The following is a 14,556-nucleotide window of genomic DNA, read 5'->3' as shown; positions in this document are numbered from 1 at the left end:
GAGAGATGTTTAAGTTTGAAAGATTAAGTGTGTGGTGTAAGGCTATGGATTACTTTGATTATATAGATTGTATTTTAGAAAAAGTCAATAAAAGGTATAGATTTTCTTTAGTTGACCAAATGATTAGAGCTACTCTTCCTGTTTCCAATAACATAGCAGAAGCATCTGGGAGAAGCTCAAAAAATGAGCAAAGTTATTTCTTCAATATTGCTAAAGGGTCGATATATGAGACTGTAAATATGTGTTTGTAATGAAGAGGCGAAAACTTATTATTGATAAAGAATTCAATAAACTTTATAATGAAGTAGATGAGATTGCTAGAATGCTGAGTGGAATAATGAAATGAAATTTTTCCACCTTTCTAAACTCTATCTCATATCTCTATCTAATGACTATGATTCGTAAGACAGGTATACCAAGTTTGGAGGATTTGAAGAAAGTAATGCCCAAAGGGGACAGATTAGAGAGAGGTCCCTGTGTAATCTTAGAGTGTTTTGAGCAAATTCCGTGCAACCCTTGTGTTGATGTCTGTCCACATGGGGCAATTAAAATTGAAGGAAATATAAATAATATACCTATAGTTGATTTTGAAAAATGTAATGGATGTGGGATTTGTATATCTTCATGTCCTGGTCTTGCAGTGTTTGTAATTCATCCCAATTATTCAGAAACCTACGGTCTTGTGATGCTTCCTTACGAATTTTTGCCAGTCCCAAAACCCGGTGATATAGTAGATGGGCTTTCAAGGGAAGGCAAAAAGGTATGTAATGCAAAAGTAGTCCGAGTATTGCTTACTAAAAAGCAAGACCGCACTGCAATCATATCTATCACTGTACCAAAAAATTTAGTGATGGAAGTAAGGAACATCAGTGTACCTAATCCATAAAGATTGCTTTAATTACTTAACTATCCGCCCTGATAATTGAGATTACCGACATATTCCAATTAGATAATTATGGGGTTAAATTACCGTAATCAAGTACAGTCTGAGGTTATGGGCCCGGTAGGTCTCGAACCTACGACCTGCTGATTATGAGTCAGCTGCTCTAACCAACTGAGCTACGGGCCCAGCCATTTTGCTAAAAAATAAAAATTATGTCAAATAAAAAACAATTAGAATATTTTATTCTACTGTAACCGATTTTGCAAGATTCTTTGGCTTATCTACATCAAGTCCTCTTAACACTGCTGTATGGTATGCAAGCAATTGGAGAGGTAATGCTACAAGCATTGGAGATAGTGTTTCTATGCATTCGGGTATATAAAATACGCGGTCTGCAACTTCTTGAACTTTTTTATCCCCTTCAGTTGCTATGGCAATAATTTTGCCTCTCCTTGCTTTCACCTCTTCCATATTAGAATACATTTTTTCGTATACACTTGACTTTGGAATTATACATACAACAGGTAAGTGCTCATCTATCAATGCAATTGGCCCGTGTTTCATCTCACCTGCAGGATATCCAGTAGCATAGATATAAGAAATCTCTTTCAGTTTTAATGCTCCTTCAAGAGCAGATGGATAATCTATTCCCCTTCCAAGAAAAAGAAAATTACGTGCTGTATAAAATTCTTTAGCAAGTTCTAAAATTTCGTCACTTTTATCTAATATTTGCTGCATTTTTTTAGGTATGAGTTTTAACTCTTGCAAATGTTGATTGAGTTCCTTCTCCTCCATAAGCCATTTTAATCTTGAAAAATAAAGTGTAAATAAATACAGAGCAAATAATTGAGCCGTGTACGCCTTTGTTGATGCGACTCCTACTTCAGGTCCTGCATCTGTATAAATGACATCATCAGACTCTCTTGCTATTGTGCTTCCTGTAACGTTTACAATTGATAGAACTTTTAGAAAGGCAAGCTTTGCTTCTCTCACCCCTGCAATTGTATCTGCTGTCTCTCCTGACTGTGATATTGCCATAACAAGAGTTTCACCAGAAATCACTGGATTCCTGTACCTGAATTCAGATGATATATCTATCTCAGTGTGGACTCTACAGAATTTTTCAATCAAGTACTTACCAACATACCCTGCATGCCACGATGTACCGCAAGCTTGTATGATTATCCTAGATAATTTTGCAAATTCACTATCAGTAATAGATAGGTCAAATGGATGAAATTTCTCATTAGGTTTAAGCCTTCTTTCTATATTTTCTTCGAATATTTTGGGTTGTTCCCATATTTCTTTAAGCATAAAATGAGGAAATCTTCCCTTATCAACTTCAAACACTTTTCCATCAACCTGTAATGGCTTTCTTATAACAGCTTTCTTATCTCTATTAAATATCCTAATTTTATCCTTAGTGACTACACAAAGTTCGTAATCTTCTAATTGAACGATCTTCCGTGTTAATCCAAGTACGGCAAGTATATCGGAAGCTAAAAGATTTTCACCTTTCCCCACCCCAATCACAAGCGGAGTATTTTTTTTACAACATACTATTTTATCTGGCTCTTTTGTAGAGATAACTGCAAAAGCATATGAGCCTTCAAGTTCCTCTGTAGCTCGTCTTACAGCATCTTCAAGATTACCATTGTAATACTTTTCAATCAAATGTGGTATTACCTCAGTATCTGTAAATGACCTAAAAATATGTCTCTCTTTCACCAATTTTTCTTTTAAACTAAAATAATTTTCAATTATCCCATTATGAACAACAGCAATTGTATTAGTACAATCTATTTGAGGATGCGCATTTTCAGGTGATGGTTCTCCATGTGTAGCCCATCTTGTGTGTCCTATTCCAATATTTCCACCTAAAGGTTCTCTATCTAAGATATCTGCAAGTACTTTTAATTTACCGATAGCTTTCTTAGTCCTGAGTTCTCCGCCAGCAATAGTAGCTACTCCAGCAGAATCGTAACCCCGGTACTCAAGTTTCCAAAGTCCTGCAAGAAGGACTGCATCAACATCTCTTGGTCCAACATATCCAATTATTCCACACATCTTTTAACCTCCTTAACTAATGAACGAGTCAATTTTTCATCCTTTGTCTCGCATATAATCCTTAAAATTGGCTCTGTATTAGACTTCCTTATATGAATCCAGCCATCAGTAAAATCAATCCTTAGTCCATCTTCCATATTTATTTCTCCAGCAGGAAGTAGGTTAAGAAATGATTCAAAATCAATATTCTCTGGGCAATTGGTTTTTTTCTTCACCATGTAATATTTTGGAACACGTGCAGTAAGTGATGACAGTTTTTCTCCTGATATTGCCATATATTCAAGTATTCTTCCTATACCCACTAATGAATCTCTTGTATATTGGATGACTGGGTCTATGACTCCTCCATTACCTTCACCACCAAGAACAGCGCTAGTTCTCAACATTTGCTCTACTACATTCACTTCGCCTACCTTTGTTTTTATTATCCGACACCCTTTTTCAATAGCTATGTCTTCAACCATTTTTGATGTAGAAAGATTTGTTACCACCATCCCTTTTCTTTTACTAAGAATCCAACTTGCAACTAATGGGAGTGTGTATTCCTCACCAAGAACCTCTCCTTTCTCAGTTACAAGTGATAACCTGTCACCATCTGGGTCTGTAGCAAATCCAATATCTGCACCTTTAGATTTTACTGCGATTGATAAGTGAGATAAATTTTCTTGTGTAGGTTCAGGTTTTCTTGTATAGTCTTCTTCCCAAAATTTGCATCCAAGCTGTTTTAGTAAAAAAGTGCCTTCTTTAGATACTACACCCTGTGCAGAGTCAAGGATTACTTTGAACTGCTTGGACTGAATAAGTTTAGAATCAATAGAATTAAAAATGGCTTCTTTATGCCTCTGCAAACTGTTACTATCGTGTGTCAAAGCTCCCTTTCCATTGGTCACAAACTTTTTATTTTTATAAATTTCATAAAGTTTTATAATTTCTTGAGTATTAAGAAATATTCCATTTTTATTTGCAAATTTAATTCCGTTCCATTCGGAAGGATTATGTGATGCTGTAATTACTGCACTACCATCTGCTTTAAGTGGTCGTACATTAAACAATACTGTAGGAGTGGGGGATAGTCCAATATCCACAACATCTAGACCAGTAGACAAGACACCACTAACAAAAGCTTCCTTTAATACATTACCACTCTCTCTTGCATCTCTTCCAACAACAATTTTTCTTCTAATAGAATGCGTATTACTCTGCTTAATAATGAAAGTACCGAAAGCCTTACCAAAATCTGAAACAACTTCAGGAGTGAGTGACTCTCCAACCACCCCTCTAACACCAGAAATACTAAATATTAGTTCATGCATTTTATTACATCTTTTCTATCACTTAAAGCCGGTGGAGGGACTTGAACCCTTGACCTGAGGTTTACGAAACCTCTGCTCTACCCCTGAGCTACACCGGCAAGTGCCGAAGGGCGGAATCGAACCGCCGACACCCGGATTTTCAGTCCGGTGCTCTACCAACTGAGCTACCTCGGCATTGTTATCTTAATAAATAATATATTATGTATCTTCAATTTGTCAAGTGTAAAAAGTTCAGTTTTAAGGTAGTCATTAAAAAACTTGCAAATTTAGAATTTTGAAGTAAAATATAAGTTATGAGTTATAAGATTGCTTCGCTATCACTCGCAATGACAAAAAAGAGGGGCTTGCTATGAAGTCTGGATTTGTAGCTATAATTGGTAGACCAAATGTTGGTAAGTCTACTATTCTTAATAAATTCTTAGGCACTAAATTAGTTAGTGTTACACCTAAACCGCAGACTACAAGACATAGGATACTCGGAATTTTGAACTCCAATTCCTATCAAATTGTGTTTATAGATACACCCGGAATATTTAAGCCTTCTTATATGTTGCAGAAAGTAATGGTTAAAAATGCACTCTCAACTTTAAAAGATGCAGATTTGGTGTTATTAGTTGTAGAGCCATTTGAGTTTGAAGATGATATAATAAAAAGGATAGACAAACCTGCTGTTATTGCAATTAATAAAATAGATCTTTTAAAAGATAAGCAAAAGTTATTACCATTAATGGATAGATACAATGAATTCAAATTTGTGAAAGAAATTATTCCAGTATCAGCTTTGTATGATAGCTTAGATACACTCAAAAATACCCTTGTTCACCTTCTTGTTGAGGGAGAACCTTATTATCCTCCTGATTTTTTATCTGATAGGTCGGAAAGATTTTTTGTATCCGAGATAATAATGGAAAAAATCTTCATTCTTTATGGTGAAGAAATCCCTTATGCAAGCACAGTGGTAATTGATGAATTCAAAGAGAGGGAGGACAAAAAATATTTCATCCGTGCCACAATTTATGTTGAAAAGCCATCTGAGAAAGCTATTCTTATTGGTAAAGGAGGTAACGCAATTAAGAGAGTAGGAATAAAGGCAAGGCAAGAGATAGAACAGCGGTTAGGGCATCCTATTTATCTTGAACTGTGGGTCAAAGAAAGAGAAGGCTGGAGGAGGAGTCTCAATGATATAAGGGAATTTGGATATGAGTAAATTAAAACAAGGATGGGTCTATTAACCGCAAATGAATGCAGATAGACACAGATTAAATAAAATTGAGTGTCAAGTTACAATTGGTATGGAAGTGCATGCTCAGTTACTTACACAAACTAAGTTATTTTGTGGCTGTCCAATTGACTGGAAATCGCCTCCAAATACGTTAACTTGCCCTGTATGTTTGGGTATGCCAGGAACACTACCAGTGGTGAACAAGAGGGCTGTTGAACTTGCAATAAGAGCTGCACTTGCCTTAAATTGTAAAATAGAAAAAATATCTATATTTGCAAGAAAAAACTATTTCTACCCCGATTTACCAAAAGGATACCAGATTACTCAATATGAGCATCCACTAGCTACAGATGGGTTTTTAAAAATCAACAGCTCCACAGGATCCTTCGGAAAAAAAGTAAGAATTAGAAGAATCCATTTGGAAGAGGATGCAGGTAAACTATTACATGAAGCTAATAAAACTCTTATAGACTTCAACAGGTGTGGAGTTCCACTTATAGAGATTGTCACAGAACCCGATATTACATCACCGGAAGAGGCGCGTGAATATCTTACTATATTAAGGCAAATTCTGAAGTATACAGGGGTATGCACAGGTGACATGGAAAAAGGGCATCTTAGGTGTGAGCCAAATATTTCAATAAACCCTGCACCTTTTGGAAGGTGCAGGGTAAATCATGGGGTAAGGACAGAAATTAAGAACCTTAATTCGTTTAAAGCAGTAGAGGACGGTGTAAGATATGAGATTAGTCGCCAAATAAAGATACTTGAATCAGGTAATAAAGTAGAACATGTCACTTTGCTTTGGGATGAAAAGTATAAGAAAACACAAGAAATGCGTGGTAAAGAGGAGGCTGAAGACTACAGATACTTTCCTGAGCCAGATCTACCACCTCTTGTTATATCAAAGGAATGGATTAAAGAGATAAAGAATACTCTACCTGAGTTACCTGCTGCAAAAATAAAGAGATTTATAGAGATTTACAAAATTAGGGAGTATGATGCAAAAATACTTTGTGAAGAGCCAAGGTTAGCTGATTATTACGAATCTTTATTAAAGCTTTGCCCAGATATTAAGCTTGTCACTAGTTTTATGACAGGTGAGTTTATTGAATTATTACATGAGAAGAAGCTCACAATAGAGGAGTTTACTTTAACTCCATATTACTTATCAAAGTTATTTGACCTCATACGGGATGGAACAATAAGTAGGAACATTGCCAGAGATGTTTTTCCAGAAATGGTAGAAACTGGCAAGTCTGCGACTGAGTTGGTAGAAAAGAGAGGATTAAAGCAAATAAGTGGAAAAGATGAACTTAAAAAGGTGATAAAAGAGGTTTTAATAGAGCACCCGGCTGAAGTTGAGCGGTATAAATGTGGTAAAACACAGCTTATTAGCTTCTTTGTAGGACAAGTTATGAAAAAAACACAAAATAGAGCAAACCCAAAACTTGTAAATGAGATATTAACGAGATTGCTTCGCTAACGCTCGCAATGACAGCAGATAAGCATTTGGGTCAGGAGACCCAAAACTACCCGATGTGGGTTGACAGATGGGTAATGAAGAAATTTCTTGCAGATAGAGTGAAAGTTGAGATATAATGAAATATAAGTTTATAGAAGACTTGACCTCTGATGTTATGTTTGAGGCTTATGGTAAAACTCTAAAAGAATTACTCGAGAATGCAGCAACTGCAATGTTCTCAGTGATATGTGATATTAAACGGGTGAAGCCACTTAAATCTGTTAATATTGAACTGGTTTCACAAGATGAGCAAAAATTATTATATAATTGGCTTGCAGAGCTTTTAACCCAAAGTGAGATAAATAGTATATTTCTAAGCAAATTTAAGGTCAAAAAAATTGTCCGAAGGATCCTGTGGAAGCGCGAAAATGGGTTACACTTATTTGGAGTAGTAAGTGGTAATGATATGAAGCCTGAGATGGGCAGAACAGTAGTCAAGGGTGTAACTTATTATAAATTTAAACTTGAGAAAACCGCTTCCGGTTATAAAGGAAGAGTAGCACTGGATATTTAATAAAGGAGAATGAGATGTCTAAGAGAATGTTCTCATTAAGTGTGGGAATCTTGGTTATTTCATCAGGCATGAGTTCGGCGGATTGGGGCCCTGCAGTTAATTTGGGTCCAAATGTTAACACCATAACCCATGAAGTGGACCCCTCTATTTCATCTGATGGCACAAAGCTCTATTTTGCATCCCTTAGAGAAGGCGGCTATGGAGGGGCGGATATTTGGGTGTCGGAATATAAGGATAATTCTTGGCAGCCGCCAATTAATCTTGGCCCAAATATAAATGATTCTTTTTACCAATACCATCCATCCATTTCATCTAATGGAATGAAACTCTATTTAGATAATGGATGTTATATTTTTGAGTCTTCATATAGTGACGGATCTTGGCAACCCCCAAATGTTGTTGAACTTGGCATGCCTCAAGGAATTCGCAGTTTCGCTCCGTGCATATCACAGGATAGCACGAAGTTATATTTTACATCAATGTCAGATAATATGTGGAACATCTGGGTCTCTGAATATGGGGACACCTCTTGGCAGCCGGCAACTATGCTGGGGCCAAATATCAACACTAAGCAGTGGGAGGCCTGCCCATCTATTTCTTCCGATGGAACAAGACTATACTTTTGCGCCATGAGAGGAGGTGGTTATGGTGGATATGACATTTGGGTATCAGAATGGGAAGAAAAAGTGGAGGAGAGTGAAAAACCAAATACTTCTGAAAGCTCACACGGTGTCTTTCAGACTGCTCTAAATCCATCTATTCGGCTCTTGACCATAAACTATCATGTTCCTGTGTCGGGTTGGGTTACTCTTAAAATATATAACAATGCTGGTAATTTAGTAAGGGCACTAATTAATGAAATGAGAGAGGAAGGAAACTATACTATCAAATGGGATGGGACAGATGAGACTGGAATCCAAGTACCGGCTGGGACATATTTTTACCAACTTAAAGTAGGAGAATATACAAGCGCAAAGGTGTCCGTAATATTAAGATGAAATAGGGAAGTAATATGAAAGAAAAAGTTAAGAAGTTATCCGATTTTAAGTGGTTAATCCCAAAAGAGGCAAGACCGGGTATGAAGGTAGAAGCTATCTTTTACGCAAATAAGTTCCTATTAGATACAGTTGAGGATGCAGCAGTAGAGCAATTGACGAATGTAGCCTGTCTTCCTGGTATACTTGAGCCCGTAGCTGGCATGCCTGATATGCATTGGGGATATGGACTTCCGATGGGTGCAGTAGGCGCATTTGATGAGGAGAGAGGGGTTATATCATGCGGGTGTACAGGGTTTGACATTAACTGTGGTGTCCGTATGTTAAAGACGAATCTCACAATAGATGAGGTGAACCCAAAATTGCAGTCTTTGATAGACACTCTGTTTAGAGATATCCCATGTGGTGTAGGAGCGGCAAGTAAATTACGCCTAAGTAATAAAGAACTAAACGATGTTTTTATCCATGGTGCAAAGTGGGCAGTTGACCATGGATATGGTGTTTCAGATGATTTAGACCGTATAGAAGAAAATGGCTGTATTAAAGGGGCCAATCCATCCAAGATTTCGTCTCATGCTATGAGTAGGGGAGCTCCGCAACTTGGTACTCTTGGGGCAGGTAATCATTTTCTTGAAATCCAGGTAGTGACTGATATTTATGAACTTGAAACTGCGAAGGTATTTGGAGTCACAACTAAAGGACGGGTTACTATAATGGTACATTGTGGGTCAAGAGGACTGGGACATCAAGTAGCAACTGACTATTTAAAGATACACGAAAGTGCATCAAAAAAATATGGAATTACACTACCCGACCCTCAGCTTGTATGTGCACCAACTACTTCTAATGAAGGACAGGACTATTTTGCAGCTATGAAAGCGGCTGCAAATTATGCCTTTTGTAATCGTCAAATAATTGCGCATTGGATACGTGAAAGTTTTGCACAAGTTTTTGGAAAAAGTTGGGAGAGTATGGAGATACAGACCATATATGATGTTTGCCATAATATTTGCAAACTTGAGGAGCATATAGTCGGTGGTAAGCGAAAGAAGGTGTATGTACATAGAAAAGGAGCTACCAGAGCATTCCCTGCAGGACATCCAGAAGTGCCAGTCATATACCGTAAAGTTGGTCAACCTGTATTGATTGCAGGCTCTATGGGGACAGCTTCGTATATTCTTGTAGGTACAGATAATGCAATGATAGAGTCGTTTGGTTCATCCTGTCATGGAGCCGGTAGGTCTATGAGTCGTAATGCTGCAATTAAAAAGTTTCGTGGTGAGACTATTAAGAGAGAGCTTGAATCTCGCGGTGAAGCTGTAAGGTCTACACATCCTAAAATCTTAGCCGAAGAAGCACCTAGTGCATATAAGGATGTAGATGCAGTTGTTGACAGTGTTCATCAGGCAGGTATTTCAAAGAAGGTTGCAAGAGTAGTTCCTATTGGTGTTGCAAAAGGATGATAGAAATAGATGGTAGTTATGGTGAGGGTGGGGGTCAGATTTTACGCATCGCTCTTGCTTTAGCATCTATAACTGGAAAATCTGTTCATATAAAGAATATAAGAAAAGGTAGGAATCCTGCTGGCTTACTACAACAACATCTTACTTGTGTAAAGGCAGCTGCTAAGATATCAAATGCATCTGCTGAAGGCATCAAGTTTGGCTCACAAGAATTGTGGTTTGAACCCGGTAATATAATAGATGGACAGTTTTCCTTTGATGTAGCTGAAGAAAAAGGAAGTGCAGGGGCAACAACGCTTGTTCTACAGACAATCTTGCCTATTTTATTGTATGCTAATGAACCATCGGTTGTAAGTATTAAAGGTGGTACTCATACGAATTGGAGCCCTTCATTTCATTATATTCAAAAGGTTTTACAACCTACTCTTAATAAACTTGGAATAGATTTTGAAGTCTCATTGTTGAGATGGGGTTTTTATCCAATAGGAAAGGGAGAACTTGAAGTAATGGTTAAGCCAATGGGGAAGAATCAGATTAAAGGGATTGGACTTGTTGAGCATGGTTCTTTTGAAAAATTAAGAGGTATATCAGTAGTTTCTGGTCTTCCTATATCAATAGCTGAACGTCAGGCAAATGAAGCAAAACGGGTGCTAAAAGATTTTTATCCAGAGATTGGAGTTAGTAAAGTAACTGCTTATAGTAAAGGGACTTTTTTCTTTCTCTTAGCAGAGTTTGAGAATACATTAGCTGGCTTCTCATCCCTAGGGGAACGAGGTAAACCTGCTGAGAAAGTGGCAAGAGAGGCATGCAATGAGTTCCTGTATTATTACAATTCAGGTCAAGCGATAGACCAGTGGTTAGCTGACCAGATTATACCATATCTGGCTTTAGCAAGAGAGAAATCAGTTTTTACTACATCAAGAATATCTAATCACCTGCTCACAAACATTTGGGTAATAACGAAATTTTTGGATACTAAGATTGAAGTTCAGGGAGAGCTCGGTCATCCTGGTAAGGTAGAATTAAATACATAATTGAAACGTAAACTAATTATGGGAAATGAGAAGTTCCAATAATGCTGAAGTGAGAATTGAGAAGCGAGAATTGTGTAAATGGAAATGCGAAAAACTGGTAATAGCTAAGTATTTCTAAATTTGAAATTTCGTGTCTTTCGTGATGAAAGAAAATAATCTCGTCAGGAGGGGAACATTTGAGAGGTTTTAGAAAAACTAAATTATTACAAAAACTGATGGTACATAAAAGTGAAGGGCATAGGAAGAGATTGCGTGATAAGTTTCTTAAAACTGGTCTTGGTGCGTTCCATGATTATGAGATTATTGAGTTACTTCTTACATTAGGCACTCCTCGTAAGGATTGTAAGCAACAGGCAAAGGAATTGATAAAGAGATTCAATGGACTGCGAGGTGTCCTTGACGCATCATTAGAAGAGTTACAAGAAGTAAAAGGAGTTGGTCCTGTTAATGCCTTCGGGATAAAGCTTTTTCAAGAAATATCTGAACTCTACCTAAAGAAAAAGATTATTGGTAAACCAATGATTTTACTCAAGTCATCAGGGGCAGTATTTAATTATTTATATCAATCGATGCAAAAGAACAAAAAAGAGGTCTTTAAAGTAATATTCTTAGATAGTAAAAATAGATTGATAGAAGCTAAAGATTTATTTGAGGGTAGTTTAACTTCGAGTGCTATTTATCCGCGTGAGATAATGGAAAAGGCGCTGAAGTTTCATGCTGCTGGTTTAATTTTTGTGCATAATCACCCGTCAGGAGACCCAAATCCAAGTCAAAGTGATAAGGAGATAACACAAGATTTAGTTTCTGCTGGTAATTCTATGCAAATTAAAGTTTTGGACCATATTATAATAGGTGATAACAAATACTTTAGCTTTGCTGATAACGGTCTAATTGAAAAATATAATTTAAAATTTTTATCATCAATGATGAAGGAGGATTTATGAAGATTCATGAGTATCAGGCAAAGGATATTTTTAGGCGTTATGGGATACCTGTGCCTCAGGGTGAGGTAGCAGAGACTGTGGATGAAGTTAAGAAGATAGCAACCAAGCTTGGTAAACCTGTCGCAGTTAAGGCTCAAGTCCTTGTTGGTGGAAGAGGTAAAGCAGGTGGAATAAAGTTAGCTAAAACACCGGAAGAGGCAGAGGAAGGAGCAAGAAAGATTCTTGGTATGAATATAAAGGGGATAACTATTAAGAAAGTGTTAGTCACTGAGTCAGTAGATATTAAATCAGAAGCATATATGGGTATTATTCTTGATAGACGCACAAAGAAGCCAGTGGTTATGGTATCAGCTGCAGGTGGAATAGATATTGAAGAAGTAGCAAAGCAGACTCCAGAAAAAATCCATAAATTTATAGTTGACCCCTTAACTGGATTGCTTTCACATCATGCAAGGGAGCTTTGTTTTAAAATTTATACTAACCCTAAGATAGCTATTGAAGCTTCATCAGTACTTGTAAAACTCTACAATGCATTTGTAGGAGCTGATGCCTCATTAGCAGAGATAAACCCACTTGTTGTCACTCCTAATGATGAGGTTTGGGCTATTGATGCAAAAATAAATATTGATGACTCAAGCTTATATAGACACAAGGAGTTTGAAGCAATGCGAGAAGTAACTCCAGATGAGGCTACTGAAATAGAGGCAAAAAGTAAAGACTTATCATATGTCAAACTAAATGGTAACATAGGCTGTGTAGTAAATGGTGCAGGTTTAGCGATGGCGACAATGGACCTTATAAAGCATTATGGGGGAGAGCCTGCTAATTTCTTAGATATTGGAGGCTCATCAAGTCCTGAGAAAGTTATTAATGCTATTGATATTTTACTGAGAGATAAAAATGTAAAGGTAGTATTTTTTAATATATTTGGTGGTATAACAAGGTGTGACGATGTAGCAAATGGTATCATAGAAGCTATTTCAAAGATGGATATAAGAGTGCCTATTGTTGTGAGACTTACTGGCACAAATGAAGATAAAGCGAGAAAGATTTTGGCAAACTCATCTCTTATTCCAGTCAGTTCTATGGCTGATGGAGCAAAGAAGGCAATAGAATTAGCGAGGGGGGACAATGAGCATTCTTATTGATGAACACACAAAAGTTGTTGTTCAAGGAATAACAGGTAGAGATGGTTCCTTTCACACTAAACAAATGATAGATTATGGAACAAAAGTTGTTGCAGGTGTTACCCCTGGAAAAGGTGGTGAGAAAGTTGAAGGCGTTCCAGTGTTTGATACTGTAAAGGAAGCAGTAGATGCAACTGGAGCCAACACTTCAATTATTTTTGTTCCATATAAGTTTGCAGTAGACGCTCTTTACGAGGCAGGTGATTCTGGTGTAAACCTTATTGTTTGCATATCAGAGGGAATCCCTGCAATGGATATGGCTAAAGTAGTTAGGTTTTTTGGTGAAAAGAGGGTAAACCTTATAGGACCAAATTCTCCCGGAATCATATCCCCTGGAAAATGCAAAGTCGGTATACTACCCGGCCATATATTTAAGAGAGGCTCTGTAGGTGTGATATCAAGGTCCGGTACCCTCACTTATGAGATAGCTACTCATATTGTGAGTGCAGGGTTTGGCATATCCACATGCCTTGGGATAGGTGGTGACCCAATAATAGGGCTTAAATTTATAGATTGTTTAAAGCTATTTGAAGAAGACCCTGAAACTAATGCTACAGTTCTTGTTGGTGAAATAGGGGGCACTGACGAAGAAGAGACAGCTAAGTATATCAAATTGAATATCAAAAAGCCAGTATTAGCCTTCGTTGCAGGTAGGACAGCTCCATCAGATAAACGGATGGGACATGCAGGTGCAATTATATCAGGTGGTAGTGGGACAGCGGCTGAAAAAATACTCGCATTTAACCAAGCTAATGTAAAAGTAGCAGAAGAACCAGCTAAAGTTGGTAGTTTATTAAAAGAGTTATTTTAATAATACCTGCCTACCATCGGGAAGGAAGTTTTACTTTACCAAAATTAATTTCCTAATTTTATTAAACTTATCACTTTCAAATCTATAGAAGTAAATTCCAGCAGCCAACCTATTGCCAGAAGAATCTTTACCATCCCATTTTATTGAATAATAACCTGGCTTCTTCTCCTCATTAACAAGACTTCTAATAAGCCTACCTGCACAGTCGTAAATCTTTAAGCTTACATAACATTTAACTGGTAACTGATAACTAATAATTGATGACTTATTGAATGGGTTTGGTCTATTCTGTGAGAGAGCAAAACTTGTAGGTATATGTTCACTTAATTCTACTCCTATTGAACCAACATAAATATCGTCAATGTACCAACCTTCTTCAGTTATAGACCCATCAGTGCCAAACCGCCACCTAAAACTGACTACACCGGTATATCCAGTAAGGTCAAACTGAGCAAGAGTCCAGTCTCTGCTCCCTGAGTAGCATGGTGTTCCACCGGGGAAAGGACTTTGAGGATTATTCGCAATTGTGTAAGGATAGCCACCAATAGGGGTAATTTGTTCCCAAGTCAGTCCCCCATTTCTTGATATTTCAACAATC

General features: G+C 37.3%; 14 protein-coding genes and 3 tRNA genes. 11 read left to right on the top strand and 6 right to left on the bottom strand.

Annotated elements, in window-relative coordinates; genetic code table 11:
* Nucleotides 1–5 precede the first annotated feature (5 nt).
* Both QMD71_04590 and QMD71_04585 read left to right on the top strand, forming a co-directional pair.
* Complete coding sequence (locus QMD71_04590) at nt 6–251, top strand: four helix bundle protein (protein MDI6840119.1); 246 nt, start codon at nt 6–8, stop codon at nt 249–251.
* A 179-nt stretch (nt 252–430) separates the two neighbouring features.
* Complete coding sequence (locus QMD71_04585; protein MDI6840118.1) at nt 431–886, top strand: 4Fe-4S binding protein; 456 nt, start codon at nt 431–433, stop codon at nt 884–886.
* 109 nt (nt 887–995) lie between these two features.
* Here the strand turns inward: QMD71_04585 and QMD71_04580 are convergent.
* From QMD71_04580 to QMD71_04560, 5 genes are all read right to left on the bottom strand, one after another.
* Nucleotides 996–1,069 (bottom strand) — tRNA-Ile (locus QMD71_04580).
* A gap of 54 nt (nt 1,070–1,123) precedes the next feature.
* Nucleotides 1,124–2,950 (bottom strand): glutamine--fructose-6-phosphate transaminase (isomerizing), encoded by a 1,827-nt coding sequence (glmS, locus tag QMD71_04575; protein MDI6840117.1) that lies wholly within the window; start codon nt 2,948–2,950, stop codon nt 1,124–1,126.
* On the bottom strand, nt 2,938–4,263 hold the full coding sequence (gene glmM / locus QMD71_04570) for a phosphoglucosamine mutase (GenBank protein ID MDI6840116.1): 1,326 nt from the start codon (nt 4,261–4,263) through the stop codon (nt 2,938–2,940). Before glmM ends, glmS begins: the two co-directional genes overlap by 13 nt.
* Nucleotides 4,264–4,289: 26 nt before the next feature.
* A tRNA-Thr gene (locus tag QMD71_04565) sits at nt 4,290–4,361 on the bottom strand.
* Nucleotides 4,362–4,364: 3 nt separating this feature from the next.
* Nucleotides 4,365–4,437 (bottom strand) — tRNA-Phe (locus tag QMD71_04560).
* 175 nt (nt 4,438–4,612) lie between these two features.
* On the opposite strand from QMD71_04560, the gene era reads away from it, so the two are divergent.
* The 9 genes from era to sucD all read left to right on the top strand — a co-directional run bounded on the left by era (nt 4,613) and on the right by sucD (nt 13,958).
* A complete protein-coding gene (gene era / locus QMD71_04555; protein MDI6840115.1) occupies nt 4,613–5,470 on the top strand; it encodes a GTPase Era in 858 nt (285 codons plus the stop codon).
* Nucleotides 5,471–5,501: 31 nt separating this feature from the next.
* Nucleotides 5,502–6,971 carry an Asp-tRNA(Asn)/Glu-tRNA(Gln) amidotransferase subunit GatB gene (gatB, locus tag QMD71_04550; protein ID MDI6840114.1) on the top strand — a complete coding sequence of 490 codons (1,470 nt, stop codon included), beginning with the start codon at nt 5,502–5,504 and terminating at the stop codon, nt 6,969–6,971.
* Between the two features lie 115 nt (nt 6,972–7,086).
* The gene (locus tag QMD71_04545) at nt 7,087–7,524 is read left to right on the top strand and encodes an archease (protein MDI6840113.1); all 438 of its coding nucleotides are present in this window, start codon (nt 7,087–7,089) and stop codon (nt 7,522–7,524) included.
* Nucleotides 7,525–7,550: 26 nt separating this feature from the next.
* Nucleotides 7,551–8,522, top strand: a complete 972-nt coding sequence (locus QMD71_04540) for a FlgD immunoglobulin-like domain containing protein (protein MDI6840112.1) — start codon at nt 7,551–7,553, stop codon at nt 8,520–8,522.
* Between the two features lie 14 nt (nt 8,523–8,536).
* Nucleotides 8,537–9,982 carry an RtcB family protein gene (locus QMD71_04535; protein MDI6840111.1) on the top strand — a complete coding sequence of 482 codons (1,446 nt, stop codon included), beginning with the start codon at nt 8,537–8,539 and terminating at the stop codon, nt 9,980–9,982.
* Nucleotides 9,979–11,016: an RNA 3'-terminal phosphate cyclase gene (gene rtcA, locus QMD71_04530; GenBank protein MDI6840110.1), complete on the top strand. Its 1,038-nt coding sequence runs from the start codon at nt 9,979–9,981 to the stop codon at nt 11,014–11,016. The genes QMD71_04535 and rtcA overlap by 4 nt, the downstream gene beginning before the upstream one ends.
* A gap of 215 nt (nt 11,017–11,231) precedes the next feature.
* The gene (gene radC / locus QMD71_04525; GenBank protein MDI6840109.1) at nt 11,232–11,960 is read left to right on the top strand and encodes a DNA repair protein RadC; all 729 of its coding nucleotides are present in this window, start codon (nt 11,232–11,234) and stop codon (nt 11,958–11,960) included.
* Nucleotides 11,957–13,108 (top strand): ADP-forming succinate--CoA ligase subunit beta, encoded by a 1,152-nt coding sequence (gene sucC, locus QMD71_04520; protein MDI6840108.1) that lies wholly within the window; start codon nt 11,957–11,959, stop codon nt 13,106–13,108. The genes radC and sucC overlap by 4 nt, the downstream gene beginning before the upstream one ends.
* The gene (gene sucD, locus QMD71_04515) at nt 13,092–13,958 is read left to right on the top strand and encodes a succinate--CoA ligase subunit alpha (protein MDI6840107.1); all 867 of its coding nucleotides are present in this window, start codon (nt 13,092–13,094) and stop codon (nt 13,956–13,958) included. The genes sucC and sucD overlap by 17 nt, the downstream gene beginning before the upstream one ends.
* 30 nt (nt 13,959–13,988) lie before the next feature.
* On the opposite strand, the gene QMD71_04510 is transcribed toward sucD, so the two are convergent.
* Nucleotides 13,989–14,556 (bottom strand): FlgD immunoglobulin-like domain containing protein (locus tag QMD71_04510; GenBank protein MDI6840106.1); only part of this gene is annotated, 568 nt, incomplete at its 5' end.

The organism is bacterium, assembly GCA_030018315.1.
GTDB lineage: Bacteria > Hydrothermota > UBA3073 > JACQXS01 > JAGMCI01 > JASEGA01.
Note: the sequence above shows the minus strand (reverse complement) of the source record. Positions and strands in the feature narration are given on the sequence as shown.